Origin of the sequence: Phyllobacterium bourgognense (assembly GCF_003337575.1) — a bacterium.
Taxonomy (GTDB): domain Bacteria; phylum Pseudomonadota; class Alphaproteobacteria; order Rhizobiales; family Rhizobiaceae; genus Phyllobacterium; species Phyllobacterium bourgognense.
In genome coordinates, this window is the sequence record NZ_QPJM01000020.1 from 47848 (window position 1) to 69797 (window position 21950).

Consider the following 21950-nt stretch of genomic DNA (forward strand, 5'->3'; position numbering starts at 1 on the left):
CCGTTGCATATTGGGCCGTTAGTCCGTTCTCACTACGGAGAGAAGTAAAACGAAAAGCGCCACGAAATTCAAAATGGCGCTTGCTGCATGCGAATACTCCCATTGATAGCGTAGCGTTTGCCAGGCCTCTGGCAGGACGGTCCAGTTTTGAGTCGCTTTGTTGGCGGGAAATGTAAACAGCCAGAAAATCACCTGCGTTGCCGCAATGCAAAGAAATGCCGTCGCCGCCAGCCAGTGAGGTTCGCCCGAACGGTTAAGCCAGATTGACAGGGCGAGCGTCGAAACCAGCGCAGCAATGATGACAATGGAAAAAAGGCTCCAACCGTCATAGGCACGTTGTGAGATAAGATATTCGGCGCGATCGAGGTGAAACTTGTTGATCATCGCAAACAGATGCGCACCCGCCGGAATAAGGGCAAGCGCGACCAGGAGCACGCTGGTCAATCTCAGGGTATAAATCATAACGATTTCCTCCATTCACTTGGTTGAATGGAAACGCAAAAGCTCTGCCGTTGATCCCTGATGCACGGCTCCGTTGGAACCAAAATCATCACAGACAGTTTTGATCGTGGGGTGAACTGAAATGCCGTTGTCAACTGGTCCCCCTTGATTCTAAAACCCGACTGGCAAGAAGTTACTTGAAGCAGGAAAAATAGTGGATATTGCGCAAAGCAACCTTAGTTCGTCACTTGCAGCTTTGCACAGCATGGACAGCTTCAGCCGTGATTCACTGATCATGGAACTTCCTATTCCGGTTTATACGACAGACAAATCCGGCATAATTACATTCTACAATCGCGCGGCGGCTAAGTTCTGGGGCCGCGAACCGCGGATCGGCGAAGAGCATTGGTGCGGATCATGGAAATTATACTGGCCTGACGGTACTCCCATGCAGCATGACGAGTGCCCCCTGGCAATGAGCTTGCGCGAAGGTCGGGATGTGCGAGGGCTGGAAGCCATAGCCGGGCGGCCCGACGGCAGCCGCGTTGCGTTTCGTCCATTCCCCGTCTTGCTTAGGGACAACAGTGGCGAAGTCGTTGGCGCCATGAATATGCTGGTTGATCTCACGGAACAGAAGCATAATGAAGAGTCGGCACAACACCTCGCGGCGATAGTGGAATCGTCCGATGATGCGATCGTTAGTAAAACCCTCGCAGGCATTGTCAGGAGCTGGAACAGGGGCGCCGAACGCGTATTCGGTTACACAGCCGAGGAGATGATCGGCCGTTCGATCACCACTATCATTCCCGCCGAAAGACTGGGGGAAGAAGCGTCCATTGTCGACAGAATTCGCAAAGGTGAGCGCCTGGATCATTATGAGACAATTCGGTTGCGCAAGGACGGAGTGCGTATCCATGTCTCGCTAACCATATCGCCAGTCAAGGATTCGACCGGCCGTATCGTTGGCGCGTCCAAGATTGCACGCGACATTACCGAGAGAAAAGAAAAGGAGGAACGGATCGTCATGTTGATGCGCGAGGTAAACCACCGCGTCAAAAATCAATATGCGGTCATTCTGTCCATGATCCGGGAAACCGGCAATCGCACTGGAGACAGTACCGAGTTCGAGCAGCAGGTGCGGGAAAGGATCATGGCTCTCGCGCGATCACATGATCTTCTTGTCCACGCCGAATGGCGCGGAGCGACTGTATCGGATCTGCTTCTGGCGCAAACTAAGCCGTTTGGCGATGAATCCAGCGTCGCAATTTCAGGTCCCCTCATAGTCCTGCAGCCCAATGCCGTTCAGTATCTGGGGATAGCGTTCCATGAATTGGCCACGAATTCGGCTAAATACGGCGTGTTTTCTGCTGACCAAGGGAATATCGCTGTCGACTGGTATGTCGGCGATGATGGTAAAACCTTTTACCTGACCTGGACTGAATCTGACGGGCCACCTGTGAGGCTCGGACGCACCCATGGATTTGGCAAGATCGTCCTGGAGCGGGTGACGCCATTGTCACTCGGAGGGACAGGCACGTTGGAACAGACCCCAAAACGCCTCGTCTGGACTCTGCGCGCACCAATGGAAAACATCGCAGCGTCCATCACTGACCAAGCATACAAAGCTCATTCTTAATGCTTAATTCAGATTGCTGGAAACCACTATCGCTCGCGTGTATTGTGCACGGTATCATTGAATTCTGGTTCAGGGGGAGCCAAAAATGCCAAAGATTTCTCAGCTTTTCTTCAAGACAGCCATCATATGCCTTATCATCGGGCTGGCGATGGGTCTGCAAATGGGCATGTCCGGAAACCATACGGTGATTGCTGCTCACGCGCATCTCAACCTCTTGGGCTGGGTTTCCTGTTCCATTTTCGGCGGCTATTACGCACTAAACGCATCCAAGGCGGCCAAGAGATTGGCCATGGTTCATTACGTGGTCTATACGCTTGGTCTGATCGTCATGCTGCCGGCGCTCTACTTCATGGAGCTGGGCAATCGACAGTTGGAACCGATCGTCGGGATAGGATCACTAATCATTTTTGCTGGCGTATTGATCTTCGCGGTGGTGATGTTATCTAAGGAGATCGCGGCCATGTCCGAAGCCAGACGGGTCTGAACCGGCTTATCCTCACGAGGGCCTATCAACAAAAGGCTCAGCAATTTCCTCCCAAGCCTTTGTTTAAGCGCAGCGTAACCGCGATTCGCACAAGTGTTTGATTTTGCTGCGTCGGCCATAAACTGCCGAATCTCCTGCCAACCTAAGCGCCCGCCGGTAAACGGTCTCGCAGGCCGATTCCATCTTCGTTTCGCGGCTGAGCCGCGCACAACGCCCCTGGGCGACAACTGTGTGATCGAATAAAGCTCAACGCGCTCGCCGCAGCATCGGGACGAGCGTCGGCGACGAACCGACTTGGATCGCGCCGAGCGGTTCGAAGCCGTAGCGCCGGTAGAACGGAATGTTGCGCGGGTTCGAGGATTCCAAATAGGCTGGCGCGTGATCGAGATCGCACCGTGCGAGTGCGTACGCCATCAAGGCGTCCCCGTGACCTTCGCCTTGATGCGCCGGGTCTACGCCGATCAGGGGCAGGTACCAGTGTGGTTCGGTCGGGTGGAACGTGGCCATTTGCTCGAATATGGCCGTTGTTTCGGGGGCAAGAGAATGCGCAACTGTGCTCTCGAGCACCGCACCAAGCCCTTCCTCGTCGGAATGCGCGCCGGGCGATAGCCATAGCGCCGTTCCGGCGTAGCCGTCGGTGCAAAAGGCAGTTCCGTTAGAGAACGCGCTGCTCCCGAACGCTCGGATCATTCGCGGCATCGCCGCAACGTACTGGTGTGCATGCGGCCAGGTCCATCGCGCCATTGGGTCCGCTGCAAATGCCAGCATGACCGTTTCGACCGCCACATCTTCCTCGGCCGCGTCCATAACTCTCACGGTTTGCGATGTCACATTGCCCTCCTGAGTAGGTGGTCCGAGGCGGCGACCGCCGTTCTCAGCTATGCATCATAACCCGGATGACGGAGTGCGCGCTACCAGTTGCTGCTGGCTCACAGGTAATGTAGCTGAAGTCGCCCGCTTGGGAGTGAACGCCTAGATGCTGTAACAATTATATGCGTCAACGTCGCGATGTTACCGACATTTGATGTCGCTGGGCCGCGCTGCGTTTCCTTGGTGCGGGCCGTAATCGGCGGGAGTTTGACCCCGAAACCCGCAAACCAATACCTAATGACAATCGACGATCACCATGGAGTGGCGCATCATTGTTATACTGCCTGAAAGAGTATGTATGATGTTCTTGTGCTCTTCTGTTTGTCTTTGGTAGTTCCCCTTCGATGGAGCCTCGTCGCTGAAGCTGCAACGGCCATGCAGAATTCGATGATCAAGTATAGAACTGACTTCACGGACTCGACGTCCATCGTTTTGCAAACGCCGAAGTCTTCCTGGCTCCAAGAGACTCCGTCGAAATTGACTGCCTGATAACGGATGTGCAGAGCGATGGAATGGGCGGGGTAGAGCTGTTCAATATCTGGGTAAAGCCGGCGACACTACACCGGCCACATTCATTACGGCATTCGAGGATGAGCGGATACACAGGCAAGTCATGGCAGCCGGGGCTACTGCCTATTTCAAAAAACCTTTTGATTGCGAAGAAGTGATCGAATGCATCGAAAACTTGGCCTTGTAAACGTTATTGCAGGGAGACTCTCCGGATTGGTGGTTTGGGGAACACAGATACTCCGGCGGGGTCGCCGCAATAGACGCAATCCACGAAGCCGATTCCGGAGAACATGATCACTTATAGAAGATGTAGTCGGCGGTGTAATCGGCACGCAGCTCTGACCCGACAGTCGAACACGCGCCGGTCGGTCCAGCTCCGCCGACGGTGTTCACCCGTTGGACAAAACGCACCCCGGCAAGTATCCCCGTTGCGGAAGAATCCGCCGACAGTAACAGCCAGGGAACTGCGCCTGGCTTTGGTGCGGGTTCGGTTACCAAGACCTTGCCGACGGCCTTGGAGCCGTCGTCTGCTTCCCATGTCGGGCCGCCATAATGTTTGGCGAATGGCCTGCCCTGTGCATCGGTCAGCTCGGCCTCAGGGGCTTTGAAGTCCCATTCGCGTGTGGTCCCTTTGACACGACAGACATATATCTGGACGCCCCTTGCCGCATACCTGCCTAGCAGCGTGGCACCTTGCAGAGGCGCAAGCTCTGCAGGAAAGTCCTGAGCGACCGCGGAAACCGAAAAAACCGTAACAGCAGCAAAAGTGAATAGCGAGCGAGTGAACATTGGGGCATTCCAATCCCGAAGATCGATATTACGAAACCTCTGTCTAACCTGGCGTCTCATGTCTGTCCCGTTGATTGCACCCGGCCATGGTGAACGTTGTGTCCGTGCGGATGGGCCCATGCTCCGGAGAGCAAGACACCAATATCAGGATCGAGTGCAACACAGATTGCAAGTTTCTGCTTCATCTTGTGCTTCCTTATTGTCCCCTTCATAGGAACAAAAGACCGCCCAGGGGGAGGACCCAGGCGGTCTTTTGCGGACACGGTGGGAATGTCCGCGCTTCAGCCGGGGACCGCTGAAGTTTTGGTAGCCGGGAGAACTACCAGGCCTATCGGTGTTAGACAGGCACCATAGAAGGGATACAAACAACTAGCCCGATGCGTAAGTATACATCGGTATGATTTGCCTAAACGTGTCAGTAACTGGCGTCCGCTTGCCCAACTGGATCTCACATAGTTATTATGCGGCGACCCTGTCGAAAAGTCCCAGCTTGGCATGAAGAAGCTGCCACCATTGGCGGGCGTTTCGACAGATGATTCGATCATGAACCGATCGTGTTGGTGGCACCCCTATCTGAGGCTGCGGCCGGACTGGTTCGGATATAGCCAAGCTCTTTCGCCGCGGTCGTCAATGGTATGCGTCCAGAGCGCATTCTCGCCATTGAGATTTCGCATGTGCTTTCGCATTGCCTGAATGCATGGTCCGCTCCGGATGAGCGGATTTTCACTTGGCTTTCACGTTGAGATTTAGCGGTTTTCCAAGAGTAGTGCCTTCGCCATTCGAATGGAACGCAATGATAATACTATATGATAATTCTATTTACTATTGAGAATCGGCTCATTAAAGTCTCCAGGCTGAATGGTGGAACGCCTTTCACCCGTTGCCGGTAACCATAGGAGGTGGCCCGGCTTCGATCACCGATTGAAAACTCGGATCAACGACTGCGTTGAGCCAAATGGGAGGTTAGACATGAAATCCGCAATATCTATTGCCGCACTTTGCGCTGCGTTGATGTTTAGCGCGTCAATGCCAACTATGGCCTATGCCGCCGACAAGCCAACGCTGGCTTTCGTGGTGAATGGGGCCTCCGATTTCTGGAAAGCTGCCGAGGCGGGCGTCAAGAAGGCGCAGGCCGAATTGCCCGATTACAACTTGGAGCTCAAGTATCCCGAGCAGTCCTCGGTGGCCATCCAGCAGCGTCTGATGGATGATCTCGTCACAGCCGGCGTCAAGGGCATCATGGTGTCGGCCGTAGATCCGAAGACGTCCACCGATGGTCTCAACAAGATTGCGTCCGAGACTGCCCTCTTCACCACGGATAGCGATGCGCCTCAGACTAATCGCGTCGCCTATATCGGTTCGTCCAACGTTGATGCAGGTAAACAGGCTGCAGAAATCGCGAAAAAAGCCATGCCTAACGGGGGCAAGTGTCTCGGATTTGTCGGCCTGCTTGGCGCTGACAATGCCAAGGAACGCATCCAGGGTATGAAGGATGGTCTCGCAGGCACCAAAATTGAGCTAGTCGATGTTCGCGGAGACGATATTGACCAGACGCGCGCCAAGAAGAACGTCGAAGACGCCCTGGTGGCGAGCCCCGACGTGACGTGCATGGTTGGCTTCTACTCTTATAATACGCCCCGCATTTACGAGGCTCTCCGCGATGCAGGCAAGTTGGGGCAGATCACCGTCGTTGGATTTGATGACGATCCGATTACGTTGGGTGGCGTCAAGGAAGGCACTGTCGCCGCTACTGTCGTGCAGCAGCCATTCGAATGGGCCTATCAGGGTATGAAAATGATGGCCGCTTACCTTGCCGGTGACAAGTCGAGCATTCCGGACAACAAATTGCTGATTATCAAGACTGTGATTGTCGGCAAGGACGATGTCGATGCATACGCTGCCAATCTAAAAAAGATGGCTGGCAACTAAGCTGTTTTCGAACAAGAGCTCGACGCGATGACTGGCAATGGTTTTACCGCAACAGGTGGCGTTAATCGCGCCGAATCCATGCCGGGCACAATCGATACTTCTTCTGACGCACGTCATCAGGCAGCCTTCCTCAGCTTGCATGACGTGCGAAAGACCTATCCCGGTGTTGTGGCATTGGATGGCTTTTCCATTGAGATCAGACCTGGCGAGGTAATCGGCCTTGTCGGCGAAAATGGCGCTGGCAAATCAACGCTGATGAAAATTCTGGGCGGTGTGGCGGCCCCGGACCGCGGTCTTATCAGGATCGACGGCGTCGATCATGACCGTCTTACCGTCGAAAATAGCCTCCAGTCCGGAATTGCCTTCGTACATCAGGAACTGAACCTATTTGAAAATCTTGACGTCGCCGCCAATATCTTCCTCGGCAGGGAGCCCTTGCGCGGTGGCCCTCTGAAACTGGTCGATCGCGCTAAATTGCGCGAGATGGTTTTACCACTCCTCAAACGGGTCGGCGCTAATTTTACGGCCGACACCCCAGTATCGGAATTGTCGCTAGCCCAGCAGCAGATGGTCGAGATTGCCAAAGCTCTTTCGATCAAGGCAAGGCTTGTTATCCTGGACGAACCCACCTCAAGTCTTCCCTTGGCTGAAACTGAAAAGTTGCTCGGCGTGATCAAGGGCCTAAAGGCAGAAGGTATCAGCGTTATCTTTATTTCGCACCGACTCCACGAGGTCGAGAGCGTCGCTGATCGAGTTATCGTCCTTCGAGATGGAATGCTGGCAGGCACACTTGCAAGCGACGCCATCAATCACGACCAGATGGTCAAGCTCATGATAGGCCGCGCTTTGAAAGCCCGTACAAATACCTCGGAGCGCGAGGCTGGTGCAGTCGCGCTGTCCGCCAAGGGCATTCGCACAGCTGCTTACCCCCATCGGACCGTCGATTTGGACGTGCTGCATGGCGAAATCCTCGGGCTAGCAGGACTTGTAGGTTCGGGCAGGACTGAATTCGCCCGCGTTGTCTTCGGCATAGACAGGAGCCTTGGCGGAGAGCTTTATCTGGATGGCAAACGTGTCCTGCTGTCTTCGTCCGCTGATGCGGTGGCCAATGGCATCTTTCTCGTCCCCGAGGATCGAAAGCTGGCTGGCATACTCCTTGATTTCGCTGTTGCACAGAATATTTCGCTACCTAATCTTTCGGCGCATTCGGCCAATTCGATAATTTCAACCGCCAGTGAAAATACGACGGCGGAAGCACAGAAAAGTAACCTTGGCATCAAGGCTCCATCGGTAAAAACGCGTGTCGGCACCTTGTCGGGCGGCAACCAGCAAAAAGTCGTGCTGGCCAAATGGCTGGCGATGAAACCAAGGATCATGATTTTCGACGAGCCGACTCGCGGGATCGATATTGGAGCCAAGGCTGAAATCTACAGACTCATGCAGGCGCTCGCCGACACGGGTGTCGCGGTCCTCATGATTTCCAGCGACATGGAGGAAGTCATCGGTGTTTCCGACCGCGTCGCAGTTATGCATGAAGGCCAGATTTCCGGCATTCTGGCCAAGGATCAACTGGATCAGGAAAATGTGCTTTTGCTGGCGGTGGGCAAGTCAGCACGATAGCGTCTATCAGGGTTGGAGATCACGATGAATAAAAAAGATATTGGCTTGTTGATCCTCATAGTCGTCGTGGGAGCCGTTGTCGCAACAATCAATCCTCGTTTCTTGCTGCCCATCAATCTCGCCAATACGTCGAATCTCATTGGTCTCTTCGGTATCCTGTCGATAGGACAAGCGTTTGTTATCATAACCGGCGGTATCGAACTCTCGGTGGGTTCGTTAATTGCGCTGCTCGGTGTTCTGTTCATCGATTTGATTGCAAATCATGGCATGCCGTGGCCATTGGCTTTCATGCTCATCCTGGTTCTCGGTGGGATCATTGGTTTGGCCCATGGCTGGCTGATCACGCGGCTGAAGCTCCAGCCATTCGTGGTGACGCTGTGTGGCTTGTTGATTTATCGCGGGATCGCCCGGTTCTATACTGCCGATGGGACCGCCGGCTTTGCTTTCGGCCAGAACTTTCCCACTCTTGAATTCCTTACGGCCGGCCGCACCTATGGCATTCCCAACAGCTTTATAGCCCTTCTCATTATTATGGGCGTGACGTGGGTAGTACTGCACCGGTCAGTTTTCGGGCGTTATCTTTATGCCATCGGCAAAAATGAGGAAGCGGCAAGATATTCCGGGATCAGGACAGGTAGAATGGTGATGGCTGCCTATGTCATTTGCGGTGTATTGACGGCACTCTCGGCTATCTATTTTGCAATGTATACCCGCTCGATTTCCCCCGCCAGCCACGGCAATTTTTATGAACTCTACGCGATCGCGGCCGCAGTCCTCGGTGGCTTTTCGCTGCGCGGCGGTGAAGGGTCAATCGTTGGCGTGATCCTCGGCACCATACTGCTGCAAGAATTGCAGAATCTGGTCAATCTCCTCGGCATTCCATCGTCGCTTAATTTCGCAGTAATGGGAGGGGTGATCCTTATTGGCGTGCTGGTCGATCAGCAATGGGACGTTTTTCGAGCGAAACGCCGATTAAACAGAGCGACGCACTCCGCACCATCAATTTGAAACGCCGAACACAGGAGGTTGGCTCGACCGGCACCACTTGCAGCTCAAGGATGAGGCCGCTATTTCACCGGCATTTCCAGGCCGCCTGTCTGCGGTGAAGCTCGCCGCCTTGTTGCACTTCCGGCAACGGGATCGCACGAGCTCCCATGTCCGGCAGCCAGACCTCATGTTCGTCTTGTTCTTGTCATAGAACAAAATCCTAAACCGTCCAGGGTGCAAACGTGAGTGCGATACGCTTGCAGACAGATCGCAGTTCCATTCGTCACTGCGGCCAACCGCCTGCGCCTCCCGATCTCGACGACTCGGCAGCCGTGTTTCTATCCGGCGCTCTTGGGGTGTCCTGCGTTCCACTTCTGGCAGGCAGCCACATGGCTTCGGCCCGAGCTTTAATCCCTTCGAGGAGCAACCGCGCTATATTCTTGGCAAACGACATATTGTGGCCTTTCATTAGCAAAAGCTTCATTTTGGTGAACGCAGATACGTGCGCCAGCCGCCGATATGAGTAATATCTTCAGCTCCACGGACCGCATGTGCCTCACAGAGAAAGCCTGACACAGCTGAGCCGTCATCGAGCGTAACCTTGCCGATGCCAAGAGGGTCCGGTATGTTTTGTACGAAGTGGCCGAATGCATCCGGAGGCATCAACCAGACCTCGACCTCGAGTCCTGGGCCTTTGAAACCGGGATCTCGGATGAGGCCAGGCTTAGGCGGCACTGTCCCAGGAAGCGCGAACAGCCGGTAGTCTTGCGCCGTCCGGCAGGTTTTCAGCAGGCGTCCACCCGGTGCGGTAAGTTGGTGATTGAGTGGCATTCCAGAGAGATGCGCCCCAACAACGACGATGGGAACAGAACCATCATCAGAGGGGACGAAAGCACATTGAGGAGGGATATGCCTGTCGCGATCGACTCCCATTCCGGATGCGGCCGCACGGTGCAGCGCGTCGGCTAGAGTCGCCAACGCATCGTCGGCAAAGGCGGGCGCAATGAGCGTCACGCCGGCTGGAAGATGACTTTCGCTCTCAAAGCCCGCCGGCACTGCAATGGCGGCGCAATCCAGAAGATTGACGAAATTGGTGTAGCGCCCGAGGCGACCGTTGAGGACGATCGGGTCGGCTTGCATTTCGGCGACCGTATAGGTTGTCGGTGCGGTTGGTAGAAGCAGGATATCCGCCTTTTGCCATTCAGCGTCGGTTTTCCGGCGCAGCTCCTCAAGCTTGTAACGGCCATTAAAGGCATCGACGGCCGTCTTGCCTTTGGCGCCCTCGATGATGGTTCGTACGGCCGGGTCGAAATCCGCCGCGTTCGTCGCAAGGAAGCCTTCCACTGCCGCAAGGCGTTCGGCGACCCATGGTCCTTCGTAGAGCAGGGCTGCAGCTTCGCGGAATGGTCCGTAATCAAAGGGTACTATGGTTGCACCCAGCGCCTTCACTGATTGAATCGCCTGATCATAAAGCCGCTCGACTCCGGTGTCGCCAAAGAATTCCCGCTCCGCACCTTCAAGGACACCGATCCGGAGCCCGGTGCCCGGTAGTGAAATCGGGCGCGCGTGACGCGAAAATGCGTCGGCGATATCAAATCCCTCCGCCACCTTCCGAACGGCGACACCGTCGCCAACCGTAACCGCGAATATCGTCACGCAATCGACGCTTCTGCACGCTGGAACGACGCCCGTGTTCGGCAACAGACCTGGCGTGGGCTTAATACCGACAAGATTGTTGAACGCGGCGGGAACGCGTCCCGATCCCGCCGTATCTGTACCGAGGGCGAAACTCGCAAGACCGGACGCGACTGCGACCGCCGATCCGCTGCTCGATCCGCCCGAAATGTAGTCTCGATTGAAAACGGAGCGCGGGGCGCCATGCGGCGAGCGCGTTCCATTAAGACCCGTCGCGAACTGGTCCAGATTTGTCTTCCCGATCACGATGGCGCCGGCGGCCTTGAGACGCGCGACGACAGTCGAATCCGTTCCCGGATTATAGGCATAGGCGGGACATCCGGCCGTGGTCGGCAATCCTTCAACGTCGATATTGTCCTTTACGGCAAAGGGTACGCCCCAGAGCGGCAGGCTGTTTGGCTCTGGCGCTCGCGCCATCAGATCGCGTGCGGCGGCCCGCAAGTCCTTGTCCGGCGTGGGGGTGATAAAGATCGCCGGATCATTTGATGCGGTGCGGCGGGCGATTACCGTTTCAACGAGATCGAGCGGTGTCAGGCCGGATTGATAGGCGGCATGAAGGCTTGAAAGATCGAGAATTGTCGGCAGCATGTCAGCAGTCCTCCAGGATAACGATGATATCGCCGGCTTTAACGTTTCGCCCGGGCGCTGCGCGTAGTTCGCGGACACGGCCTGCAGCGTGAGCATTGACTTGAAATTCCATTTTCATGGATTCGACAATGGCGAGCGGCTCGCCGGCGGCAACAGATGCCCCAGGTTCGACGAGCAGTTTCCAGATGTTTCCCTGAACGCTGCTGGCAACGCCAAAGCACCCGACCGGAATATTGGCGTCCGGGCTTTCTCCGCCACCACTATCGCTAACGAAGCTGTCGAGCCCGGCTTCCTTCCAGCGATGCCGCTCTTGGTTGAAGGCGGCCTGCTGTGTGTTCTTGAAGCGCCCGATGGATTGGGCATTCCGCTTCAGTTCCTGCTCGTAAGCGGCATACGAGAACTCCGTCTCCTCGATTTTGATCGGATAGCCGCCATGCGGAAAGGCGGCTCGCGCTTCCGTCAATTCCTCGTGGTTGACCGGAAAGAAGCGGATCTGGTCGAAGAATTTGAGAAGCCACGGCTTGCCGTTGGCGAAGGCGGGCGTCTGCCGCCAGGTGTTCCATATCTGAATCGTGCGGCCGAAAAGCTGATAACCGCCGGGTCCCTCCATGCCATAGATGCACATATAGGCGCCTCCGATACCGACCGCATTTTCCGGCGTCCAGGTACGGGCCGGATTGTATTTGGTGGTGACGAGGCGGTGGCGCGGATCAATGGGCGTCGCGACGGGTGCGCCGAGATAGACATCCCCAAGTCCAAGTACAAGATACCTCGCGTTGAAGACGATGTCTTTCACGGCTTGTTCATCGGGGAGTCCATTGATGCGGCGTATGAACTCGATGTTGGAGGGGCACCATGGGGCGTTTGGCCGGACGAGTTCCTGATATTTGCGCATGGCGAGTTCGGCATCCGGATCATTCCACGACAGCGGCAAATGGATGATCCTGCTTGGTACGGTCACCTCCTGAGCTGCCGGGAGACCGGCCTCGATCTCCGCCAAAAGTCCAAGCAGACGCTTTCGGGTCAGCGTCGTCCCGTCATAATGGATCTGCAGAGAACGGATGCCGGGTGTCAGATCAATAAGGCCGGGAAGCTGGGCCACCGACACGGCGGACATCAGCAAATGAACCCGTAACCTAAGCGCGATATCGAGCGCCATCGGGCCATATTCGACGAGCAGGTTGTCATCGCCCTGGCGGCGATAGACCACAGAAACCGGTCCATTGTCCCGCTTTCCGACAATGGCTGACCCAGTATTTGAAGCCGACCGAAGGATGGCCGGCCCGGTAACAGGATCGTCCGGGCGGGAAACCGGATGAAACCAGATACTGTCGCCGGGCTTGAACTGGCCCATTTTCCACTGTTCGTCGCGGGCAATCACCGCAGGGCAAACGAAACCGCCGAGGCTCGGACCATCAGGTCCCAGGATGATCGGCATATCGCCGGTGAAATCGATCGCGCCCACAGCATAGGCATTGTCGTGGAGGTTTGACGGGTGAAGGCCCGCCTCGCCGCCGTCACTGCGCGCCCATTTCGGTGCAGGGCCGATGAGACGGACGCCGGTGCGGGCACTGTTGAAATGCACCTCGTAAGGGTTGGAAAACAGCGTATCGATGTCTTCCGGCTGAAAGAAGTCCGGTGCGCCATGCGGCCCATAGACGACGCCGACCTGCCATTCGCGCGTGAGCTCGGCAGGCTCGGTTTCGGGCCCCAATTGCCCGGTGGCATCCCGCGCAAGATGGAGCACGTGGCCGGTTTTGAGTGTGCCTGTAGCATTGCCGCCGAACTGGCCAAGTCCAAAGGTGGCGCGTGAACCAAGGATGACCGGAGCAGCAAGGCCGCCCCTGATCGCGAGATAGGCGCGCTGGCCAGCACCATCGATTGCCCCGATAGAGAGCACCTGGCCCGCACGAATCGTTACGGCCTTGTTGTGTTGCAGCTTTTCGCCGTCGCAGATCATGGTCATTCTTGCCCCGGAAAGCGCGACCTCAGCGTCGGTGTAAAAGCGCAGTATTGGACCGGATACGGTCAATTCCAGCGCCGCCGTTGCGTCGTCATTGCCCACCAGGCGGTTGGCATGACGAAAGGATCGCTCGTCCATCGGGCCGCTCGGCGGTACACCAACATTCCACAAACCGAGACGCCCGGGCAGCTCCTGGAGGCTCGACTGAGCGCCCGGAGTTAGAACTTCGATGATATCGGGAATGAAAGCGAAGTCCCGTAGCGCCGTGGTCGCCGCCTTGCCGCTGGCGAGCAGCTCAGACGACGCGATTGCCCGCAGGTAATCCAGATTGGTTTCAATGCCGGAAATTGAGGTATTGGCGAGAGCAGTCTTCAGCTTCTCGATCGCGACATCACGGTCCTCGGCCACCACGATCAGCTTGGCGAGCATTGGATCGTAGAAAGCCGTTACCTCGGCTCCAGTTTCGATCCAGCCATCGATACGGGCGATTTCAGGAAAGACCACTTCCGTCAGAAGGCCCGCACTTGGCCGGAAATCCGCATGCGGCATTTCAGCATAAACACGGGCTTCGATCGCAGCGCCCTTCGGCGTCAACAAATCCGCACCGGAAAGGATATCCTCACCTGCCGTCTGACGGATCATCCATTCGACAAGATCGATGTCGTAGACGGCTTCGGTAACGGGATGTTCGACTTGCAGCCGCGTATTGACTTCGAGGAAATAGAATTCTTGGCGGACGGGATCGTAAATGAATTCGACTGTGCCCGCCGATTCGTATGAAACCGAAGAACCAAGACTGACAGCCGCATTGTGCAGCTGCGAACGCGTCGCCGAGGGGAGGTCGGGTGCAGGTGTCTCTTCGATGACTTTCTGATTTCGCCGCTGCAGCGAGCAGTCCCGTTCGCCCAGCGCCACGACCTTGCCCTTGCCGTTGCCGAAAATCTGAACTTCAACGTGCCGGGCATCCGCCACAAAACGTTCGAGATAGACCCGCGCATCACCGAAGCTGGCACGTGCGGTCCGCTGAACGCTTTCGAACGAAGCTTGGAGACTTGAGGCATCACCGCATAGCTGCATACCGATACCGCCACCGCCGGCGGTGCTCTTCAGCATAACCGGATAGCCGATTTCTTCAGCCGCCGAGAGCGCGTCGTCAACGCTTTCCAGGAGGCCGCTACCGGGGAGAAGAGGCACACCGCTTGCCTCGGCGAGTTGGCGCGCCGTATGTTTCAACCCGAATGCCGAAAGATGTTCCGGGCGTGGTCCGATGAAGGCGATGCCCTCGGCCGCAAGCCGCTCGGCAAAGCCGATATTCTCCGACAGGAATCCATATCCGGGATGAACGGCCTCCGCCCCGGTCAGCCTGCAAGCGGCGATGACTGCATCAACATTCAGATAGCTATCGCTTGCGGGTGCGGGACCGAGGCGGACCGCTTCGTCAGCGAGAAGCGCAGGCATGGCAAAACGGTCCGCGTCGGAATAAACGGCGACGGAGGCAATGCCCATCTTTTTCAATGTCCGGATAACGCGGACGGCGATTTCGCCTCGATTGGCGATGAGAATTTTACTGAACATTTCTCAAGCCCCGGTATAGGGGGCTGCTGCATCCCAGATGAGGACACGGATCGGCGTCGGATCAAAGCCGTTGCATGGATTGTTGATCTGCGGGCAATTGGAAATGACGCAAAGCACATCCATTTCGGCCACCAGCTCAACATAATCACCTGGTGAGGAGATACCGTCGACGATTGTCATCTCACCGTTCGGCTTGATCGGTACGTTCATGAAGAAGTTGATGTTCGGCACGATGTCGCGCTTGCTCATTCCATGCTTCGTCACCTCAAGCGCGAAATTGTCCCGGCAGGCGTGCAGATACTTGGTGCCGTGACCGAAGCGCACGGTATTGCTTTCGCAGGAACACGCACCGGCAGAGGTATCATGACGGCCGCAGCTGTCCGCCATCATCGTCAACATGACATTACCTTCGTTCGACATGATCCTCGTGCCGGTGCCGATATAGGCGGCGCCCTGTTCGCGCATGGTGTCCTGGTTGGAGTAACGCTCATAGAAATCATCGGCCCGGTAGAAAAGCGTATCGATCGCCTGCTGGCCGTAGCTATCCTCGATGCGGATCGTCTGGCCCTTGCGAACAATGCCGGACCAAGGTGCCTCGGCCGGGATGAAATGATCCTGGACAGCATTTTCAAGACTGCGCGATGCAGCGGTCTGAATGAAATCAGTCATTGTCGTGTGCTCCCTAGGCCAACATCAGCGCGTTGTTTTCAAAGCCGCGGACGGCTTCGGCGGTGGCAGTGCGGGAGAGATCATCCGCGGTGGGGGACGCAGATTGGAACCGTGTCACAGTCACCGCCCTCGGCGCATAAACCGGATCCGGATCGAGAGGATGAGGGCAATTCGAGAAACCGACCATCATGTCCATCTCAGCGCGAAGTTCAGCATAATCGCCGCTATTGGAGAGTGTACCGCGCCACCGAAATTCGCCGGCATCGTCGATACGAACGGGCGCAAAAAGATTGAGAACGGCTGGGATGTCGCGACGATCGAGGCCAAGCTTTCCGGCGACAAGCACTAGATTGTCACGCGTGTTGCGGGTCTTCACATTAGGGTATTTGGCAGCATTCGAAGCTGGCGTCGACCCGCCCATCAAGCAGTCGTGTGCGCCGGAACTATCTTCCACAATGGAGAACATCACACGGCCCATATCAGAGAAGATCACCCGGCCCTTGCCCAGCGCCGTCGTCCATTGAACCTTAACCGTATCCACGAGATTCAACCTTTCGCTTGTGTCGGCCGCATTCCAGGCGACCAAGGCAACGGTCGAAAAGGCTCCCCCTTGGTCTATACGGATAGACTCGCCGCGTTTCAGCGCTGTCGACCAATACCAGCCGCCTGGAATGGTTTCAGCGTGGATTACAGCAGCCTCATCGATCAATGGCCCAGGTAGCGGGCTCGGTGCTGGAAGTGCCTTCGGCGCGAACTCCAATCCCTTGCGTTGATGCTCCTCATAACGCTGCCGGTTGGCGGCGATCTCTTCTGCAGAACGTCTGATGTGCATGATGATTATTCTCCTGACAATGCCGGGTCGTCCCGGCGATACCCCAGGGAATCGATCGGGCCGTCCCGATCGGGGCTAAAGTTCGATGGCACGCCCGCAAGGCGAGGTGGCCAGATGGAAATGTCCTTGGTGATCGTCGCGCCGTAGCGCTGCTTTTCCTCGGGTCGATCCCGTCGTCGCTCGAAGGCAACGACGCGGCTGGCAAGAGTGAAAGCTTCGCGGATGTCGTGCGTAACCATGACGACAGTCATTTGCGTTTCGTGCCAAAGCCGCTTCATCAGTGTGTGGATCTCCACGCGGATACCAGGATCGAGCGCACCGAAGGGCTCATCTAGCAGCAGAACCTTCGGCTTCATGATCAGCGCTTGGGCGAGCGCGAGACGCTGCTGCATGCCGCCTGAAAGCTGTGCGGGATATTTCTGTTCCGCACCCGAAAGCCCAACCTCCCCTATGAGCTGAAGGGCCTCTTCGACGGCATTGCGCCGTGTAGCACCGAGGAGCTTCGCCTTGTAGCGCGCGTTAGAAAATTCCTTTCCGAGAAGGACGTTCCCCAGCACCGTCAGATGCGGAAACACGGAGTAACGCTGAAAGACGACACCTCGGTCCCGTCCCGGTTCCGTCGGTATAGGTTGGCCATCGAGCAGAATCGTACCCTTGGTGGGCCGCTCCTGGCCGAGCAACATGCGCAGGAAAGTCGTCTTGCCACAGCCCGATGGGCCGACGAGGGCGACAAAGGCGCGGGATGCGATTGTCAGCGATACGTTCTCGAGCACGATCTGGTCGCCATATTCCTTCCAGACATTCTCGATGATGAGTTCGCTCATGCCTGCTTCTCCAACTCTGACCATGGGAAGACAGCAATACGGACGCGATCGAGGATGTAGTTGGTTACGACCGCAAGCAGCGTGATCCAGACGACATAGGGAAAGATGATATCCATCGACAGATAACGGCGGACAAGGAAGATGCGGTAACCAAGGCCGGAGTCGGACGAGATCGCCTCGGCGGCGATAAGGAAGAGCCAGGCGGGACTGAGTTGCAGCCTCAGGCACGTGATAAGCCGAGGCAGTATTTGCGGCAGCACAACGCGAAGTGCGATCTGCCACGACGATCCGCCAAGCGTTTCAGCCTTGATGATCTGCTCCCGGGGTAATTCGAGGGCCTTGAGAGCAAGGTCGCGGACCATTGTTGGCGCGACGCCGATGACGATCAGCGCGATCTTGGAAGCATCACCGAGCCCCATGACGATGAAAAGGATCGGAAGCACCGCAAGCGGCGGTACCATGGAGATGACGGCCACAAAGGGGGAAAGCAATGCTCTCAGATAGGGCAACATGCCGATGGCCATGCCGAGGACCAAAGCCATTACCGTCGAAATGCCCAATCCTGCGAAGAGGCGGATAAGGCTCGCGACCGTGTCGGACCAAAGCAGATATTCGCCGGTACGCGGGTCCGGCAGGAAGGCCATCCGATTAATCGCATCGGCAAAACCGGCAAGATTGGGCAGCAGCTTGTCACTGGGGTTTTCCGCCAGCCGCGCGACCGATCCCGCTGAATAGGCGGCAATCAGCAGTACGAATGGCAGCAGCAGCAATGTGAGCTGCGCACCCCTGCCCGGCCTTGTATTAATCCACCGCATGGATATGGCTCCTCTGAGAGGCAACGGATACGGCGCGGACGAAGCCACGCCGCGCTTGGTATCGCTCAGAGTGAGTTGTCGGCCGCAGCCTTCATGTAGGTCTCGGTGAAGCGCAGTTTGATATTGCCACTGTCGCCGAGAACCTTGCCGTCCGGCATCTCTATGCCGATGACGTCCGCAGACGCGGCGCCATTGCCGAGCAGTCCTTTCTCGAATAGGAAGTTCCGTACGAGGTTCATCGTCTTCGGCAGGCTTGGCGAAGCGGTGAATTCAACCGCATCGGCCGGCCGGTCGAAGAGTTTTGTGGCGGCTAGCTGGGATTCGAAACCCTTCCCATCAGTGCCGGACGCGGAACCCATCGCCTCGCGAGCGGCCTCGCCTTCGTCACTATCTGCCATCAGCAACGCCGCAGTTTCATACCAGATGCCGGCGAGTGCCTTGCCGAAGTTCGGATTGTCCTTGAGCACGCCGGTATTGGCGACCATCAGATCGATGATTTCACCGGGAATCCCTGAACTATCGAATACCTTCTTGGCGGTCGGATCTTCGAGGATAGTCGAAACCAGAGGGTTCCAGGTGACGACAGCGGCCACATCCGCGGTTTTGTAAGCTGCGACCATATCGGCGTCGGACGTGTTGACAACTTTCACGTCGCGCTCGGACAGCTTGATACTGTCGAGTGCACGCGCGAGCAGATAGTGCGAAACGGAATATTCAACGAGGTTGACATTCTGACTTTTTACGTCCGCAAGTGTGCTCTTGTCCTTCAGGATTACAGCGTCGTTGCCGTTCGAGAAGTCGCCGACAATGACGGCCGTCGTATCAACGCCGCCGGCTGCGGGAATCGAGAGACCGTCCATATTCGTAAGCGTTACCGCGTCGAAGGCGCCAGCCGTGTACTGGTTCATCGACTCCACGTAGTCGTTGAACTGGGTGACCTCGATGTTGATGCCGTATTTATCAGCCCATTTCTTGACGATGCCATGGTCGGAGGCATAACCCCACGGCATCCAACCGACGTAAATCGACCAAGCAACTTTGAAATCGGTCTTTGGTGCGGCCATGGCAATGGAGGTCGTACCAAACGCCACAGAGGCGACCATTGTAGTAATCAAGAGTATTTTCGAAAAAGTCTGCATTGAAATTCCCCTTTTTGCTTCTCTTCAAAAAGGGATCGGCATAGACCATCGCGCCGCCAATCCCTTGGCTAACGAGGTCTCCCGGGCTTTTGTCCCGCCGTGCACCCGGCGGGATGTCTCCCCTACCGGTGGCAGCTCTCGGACCAGCACGCTTTACAGCGCCGGAACCCTAGCCACCAACTCGACTATAAGCAAAGCAAGGAATGTGCCAAACAGCAACATACTGAAATTGTTTGGCTTTCTCTTCGCTGGTTATATCGCGCGCTTAAAATGTTCGCCGCAGTGCTTAGAAATTGGGCACTAGTCGTTCGCGGCAGGAAGAAATTTATTTCCCCCGTAGTACCCTTAACAGGTACGTTGGTCGCGACAGATGATCGTGCTCTGTGAGCGATAAGGCGCGGTTCCTTTCTCTGCGGCTCCAAAATCGCCATTCAATTCCCGCTTTTGAAAATATTTCAAAAACAGCTGCAAACGAGAATTTAATTCTTCATTTTTGCATTTTTTACAGACAGTAATTATCAAATCCCATGCAATTGGAATAATATTCTGTTGATGGCCTTTCCTGCAGTTGTTAGCGTTGAAGCGCTTCAATTGGGTCGAAACGGTGCAGCACAAGCGTCCAACCATAGCAGATGTCGCACAGACCGCTGGTGTTTCCATCGGCACGGTGTCGAACTACATCAACGGTACGGCGACCGTCAAAGACACGACACGCGAGCGAATTGAAAAAGCCATTTCCGATCTGACTTACCGGCCAAGTGCAATTGCGCGGGCATTGCCCGGCCATGGGCGGCGCAAATCCAAGGATCTCGACGGATTACCCCGGTTACTGGTTGTCGGCCATATCAGCGTCGACTTTCTCTGCCGTGTAAATGTCCTGCCGCATCGCGACGACCGCATTACAGCCGAACATATTGACAAGGCGCTAGGGGGCCCTGCTGCGAACGTCGCTGTTGCCGCTGCTGGCGTCGGCGCTCCCTGTTCCCTAGATGTGGAATTGGCGACAGCTGTCGGGGATGACCCCGACAGTGACTGGGCGCTTGGCGAACTTCTAAAGCGCGGCGTGCACGCCCTTCCCATCAAACGCTCAATCACCAATCGCCTGTCGCAGGCAATTGTCATCATCGAACGCAATGGCAGCCGAACCATCATCAGCGAACCTTTCGAGCTGAGTGACGGTGACCTCACAGCAAACATGGATGTCCAGAAAGAGGCTCGTCCGGCCTGCCTTCATATTGAGGGCTCCCAGTATGAAAGCATGATTGGCTCGGTTGAACGCTTTCATCGTGCGGGGTGGAAAGTTAGCATGCATTCTGCGGGCTTGCCGGACACTTCCAGAACGCCAACTGCATTCACCGAGCTTGTCCAGCTTGTCGATCTGACATTTATCAACGATGTCACCCTGCGTGAGATTTTTGGCTATCGCACGCCGTTGGCGACGATGATCGGGCAGGCTCATGACACCCTCTCCAAAATCAAGAGACGCGGCGATGTCGTGGTGACTCTCGGCGAGTTCGGAGCGGTCGTCTTCCCAAAAAGCGGAGGTCCGCAGATCGAAGTGCCGGCCCTGCTTGTCGACCGGATAGATGCCACAGGTGCGGGCGACAGCTTTGCCGGAATCTTTCTGGCCTTCTGGCTCCATGGTGCCTCATTGGAACAGGCAGCGTGCTACGCAGCGATCGGCGGAAGTCTCACCACCACCGTCGAGGGCGCGCAAGGTCACATCGCCGGCTTCGAGGAGTTGAAAGCCGCACTTCCCGTCAACAGAACTGCGGCTGCGCGATGAAATGAACAGGAGAATTTGAAATGGCAAAGACAAAAGTCCTCTTGGTTGGCGAAAGCTGGGTAAGCTCGGCGACGCACTACAAGGGATTCGATCAATTCGGCAGCGTGACTTTTCATCTGGGCGCCGAGCCTTGGTCCAGGCCTTGAAGGGTAGTGATATCGAGCTCGATTACCTGCCCGCTCATGAAGCGGTCGATAAGCTCCCCTTCACCATGGAAGGTCTTTCAATCTACGACGTGATCATCCTGTCCGATATCGGTGCCAATTCTCTGCTGCTTCATCCCGACGTGTGGCTTCATGGCAAGACAGTTCCAAACAGGCTGAAACTTCTCCGCGACTGGACAAATGCCGGAGGCGGACTGGTCATGATCGGAGGTTACTTCAGCTTCCAGGGTATCGATGGCAAGGCACGCTGGCACCGCACGGTGGTCGAAGACGCGCTCCCCGTAACCTGTCTTCCTTACGACGACCGCCTGGAAATACCTGAGGGATTTCGCCCGGCAATCACTGGGCCAAAGGCGCACCCGATTTTGGCCGGGATCGAAGGCGAATGGCCGGTTCTGCTCGGAGCCAATGAGGTGATCGTCAAGGATCGGGCCGACGTCGAGGTTCTGGCGACTTTGCCTGCAGAACACGGCGGGTACCCGCTTCTCGTTACTGGACAGTATGGCAAGGGGCGCACAGTCGCCTGGACATCCGATATCGGTCCGCATTGGCTGCCTGCCACATTCGTTGAATGGCCAGGTTATGCCCGCCTTTGGAAAAACGTTTTAAGCTGGGCGAGCAACGCGGCCTGATG

19 protein-coding genes and 1 riboswitch are annotated in these 21950 nt (G+C 56.3%); of the genes, 8 read left to right on the forward strand and 11 right to left on the reverse strand.

Annotated elements, in window-relative coordinates:
* Positions 1–18: 18 nt before the first annotated feature.
* Positions 19–462, reverse strand: coding sequence for a hypothetical protein (locus C7476_RS23775; RefSeq protein ID WP_245426515.1), 444 nt, complete (start codon positions 460–462; stop codon positions 19–21).
* 193 nt (positions 463–655) lie between these two features.
* On the opposite strand from C7476_RS23775, the gene C7476_RS23780 reads away from it, so the two are divergent.
* Together C7476_RS23780 and C7476_RS23785 are read left to right on the forward strand one after the other, a co-directional pair.
* Positions 656–2077 (forward strand): PAS domain S-box protein, encoded by a 1422-nt coding sequence (locus C7476_RS23780; protein ID WP_245426517.1) that lies wholly within the window; start codon positions 656–658, stop codon positions 2075–2077.
* Between the two features lie 85 nt (positions 2078–2162).
* Complete coding sequence (locus C7476_RS23785; protein WP_114432368.1) at positions 2163–2561, forward strand: hypothetical protein; 399 nt, start codon at positions 2163–2165, stop codon at positions 2559–2561.
* Positions 2562–2807: 246 nt separating this feature from the next.
* On the opposite strand, the gene C7476_RS23790 is transcribed toward C7476_RS23785, so the two are convergent.
* From C7476_RS23790 to C7476_RS29175, 3 genes are all read right to left on the reverse strand, one after another.
* Positions 2808–3392 (reverse strand): GNAT family N-acetyltransferase, encoded by a 585-nt coding sequence (locus C7476_RS23790; protein WP_181872580.1) that lies wholly within the window; start codon positions 3390–3392, stop codon positions 2808–2810.
* Positions 3393–4235: 843 nt separating this feature from the next.
* Positions 4236–4730 (reverse strand): DUF3455 domain-containing protein, encoded by a 495-nt coding sequence (locus tag C7476_RS23805; protein WP_181872581.1) that lies wholly within the window; start codon positions 4728–4730, stop codon positions 4236–4238.
* 56 nt (positions 4731–4786) lie between these two features.
* Positions 4787–4915, reverse strand: a complete 129-nt coding sequence (locus C7476_RS29175) for a hypothetical protein (RefSeq protein WP_281032744.1) — start codon at positions 4913–4915, stop codon at positions 4787–4789.
* 784 nt (positions 4916–5699) lie between these two features.
* Here C7476_RS29175 and C7476_RS23810 point away from each other — a divergent pair.
* From C7476_RS23810 to C7476_RS23820, 3 genes are all read left to right on the forward strand, one after another.
* Positions 5700–6659 carry a sugar-binding protein gene (locus tag C7476_RS23810; RefSeq protein WP_112527662.1) on the forward strand — a complete coding sequence of 320 codons (960 nt, stop codon included), beginning with the start codon at positions 5700–5702 and terminating at the stop codon, positions 6657–6659.
* Positions 6660–6737: 78 nt separating this feature from the next.
* Positions 6738–8279, forward strand: coding sequence for a sugar ABC transporter ATP-binding protein (locus C7476_RS23815; RefSeq protein WP_114432414.1), 1542 nt, complete (start codon positions 6738–6740; stop codon positions 8277–8279).
* A gap of 24 nt (positions 8280–8303) precedes the next feature.
* Positions 8304–9287 carry an ABC transporter permease gene (locus tag C7476_RS23820; RefSeq protein ID WP_114432375.1) on the forward strand — a complete coding sequence of 328 codons (984 nt, stop codon included), beginning with the start codon at positions 8304–8306 and terminating at the stop codon, positions 9285–9287.
* 459 nt (positions 9288–9746) lie between these two features.
* Here the strand turns inward: C7476_RS23820 and atzF are convergent, their stop codons facing one another.
* From atzF to C7476_RS23860, 7 genes are all read right to left on the reverse strand, one after another.
* A complete protein-coding gene (gene atzF, locus C7476_RS23830) occupies positions 9747–11549 on the reverse strand; it encodes an allophanate hydrolase (protein WP_114432379.1) in 1803 nt (600 codons plus the stop codon).
* A gap of 1 nt (position 11550) precedes the next feature.
* Positions 11551–15087: an urea carboxylase gene (gene uca / locus C7476_RS23835; protein ID WP_114432381.1), complete on the reverse strand. Its 3537-nt coding sequence runs from the start codon at positions 15085–15087 to the stop codon at positions 11551–11553.
* Between the two features lie 3 nt (positions 15088–15090).
* Positions 15091–15756 carry an urea amidolyase associated protein UAAP2 gene (locus C7476_RS23840; protein ID WP_114432382.1) on the reverse strand — a complete coding sequence of 222 codons (666 nt, stop codon included), beginning with the start codon at positions 15754–15756 and terminating at the stop codon, positions 15091–15093.
* A gap of 13 nt (positions 15757–15769) precedes the next feature.
* The gene (locus C7476_RS23845) at positions 15770–16591 is read right to left on the reverse strand and encodes an urea amidolyase associated protein UAAP1 (protein ID WP_114432384.1); all 822 of its coding nucleotides are present in this window, start codon (positions 16589–16591) and stop codon (positions 15770–15772) included.
* Between the two features lie 2 nt (positions 16592–16593).
* Positions 16594–17412, reverse strand: a complete 819-nt coding sequence (locus tag C7476_RS23850) for an ABC transporter ATP-binding protein (RefSeq protein ID WP_114432386.1) — start codon at positions 17410–17412, stop codon at positions 16594–16596.
* Positions 17409–18227: an ABC transporter permease gene (locus C7476_RS23855; protein WP_114432387.1), complete on the reverse strand. Its 819-nt coding sequence runs from the start codon at positions 18225–18227 to the stop codon at positions 17409–17411. The genes C7476_RS23850 and C7476_RS23855 overlap by 4 nt, the downstream gene beginning before the upstream one ends.
* A 65-nt stretch (positions 18228–18292) precedes the next feature.
* A complete protein-coding gene (locus tag C7476_RS23860) occupies positions 18293–19366 on the reverse strand; it encodes a putative urea ABC transporter substrate-binding protein (RefSeq protein WP_114432389.1) in 1074 nt (357 codons plus the stop codon).
* A 76-nt stretch (positions 19367–19442) separates the two neighbouring features.
* Positions 19443–19550: riboswitch (guanidine-I (ykkC/yxkD leader) on the reverse strand.
* A gap of 393 nt (positions 19551–19943) precedes the next feature.
* Between C7476_RS23860 and C7476_RS23865 the strand changes: the two genes are divergently transcribed.
* The 3 genes from C7476_RS23865 to C7476_RS23870 are packed head-to-tail and all read left to right on the forward strand — an operon-like array spanning position 19944 to position 21948.
* Positions 19944–21152, forward strand: coding sequence for a carbohydrate kinase family protein (locus tag C7476_RS23865; RefSeq protein WP_245426519.1), 1209 nt, complete (start codon positions 19944–19946; stop codon positions 21150–21152).
* A 20-nt stretch (positions 21153–21172) separates the two neighbouring features.
* Positions 21173–21298, forward strand: coding sequence for a glutamine amidotransferase (locus C7476_RS28875; RefSeq protein WP_245426521.1), 126 nt, complete (start codon positions 21173–21175; stop codon positions 21296–21298).
* A complete protein-coding gene (locus C7476_RS23870; protein ID WP_245426527.1) occupies positions 21238–21948 on the forward strand; it encodes a glutamine amidotransferase in 711 nt (236 codons plus the stop codon). The genes C7476_RS28875 and C7476_RS23870 overlap by 61 nt, the downstream gene beginning before the upstream one ends.
* The last annotated feature ends 2 nt before the right edge of the window (positions 21949–21950 follow it).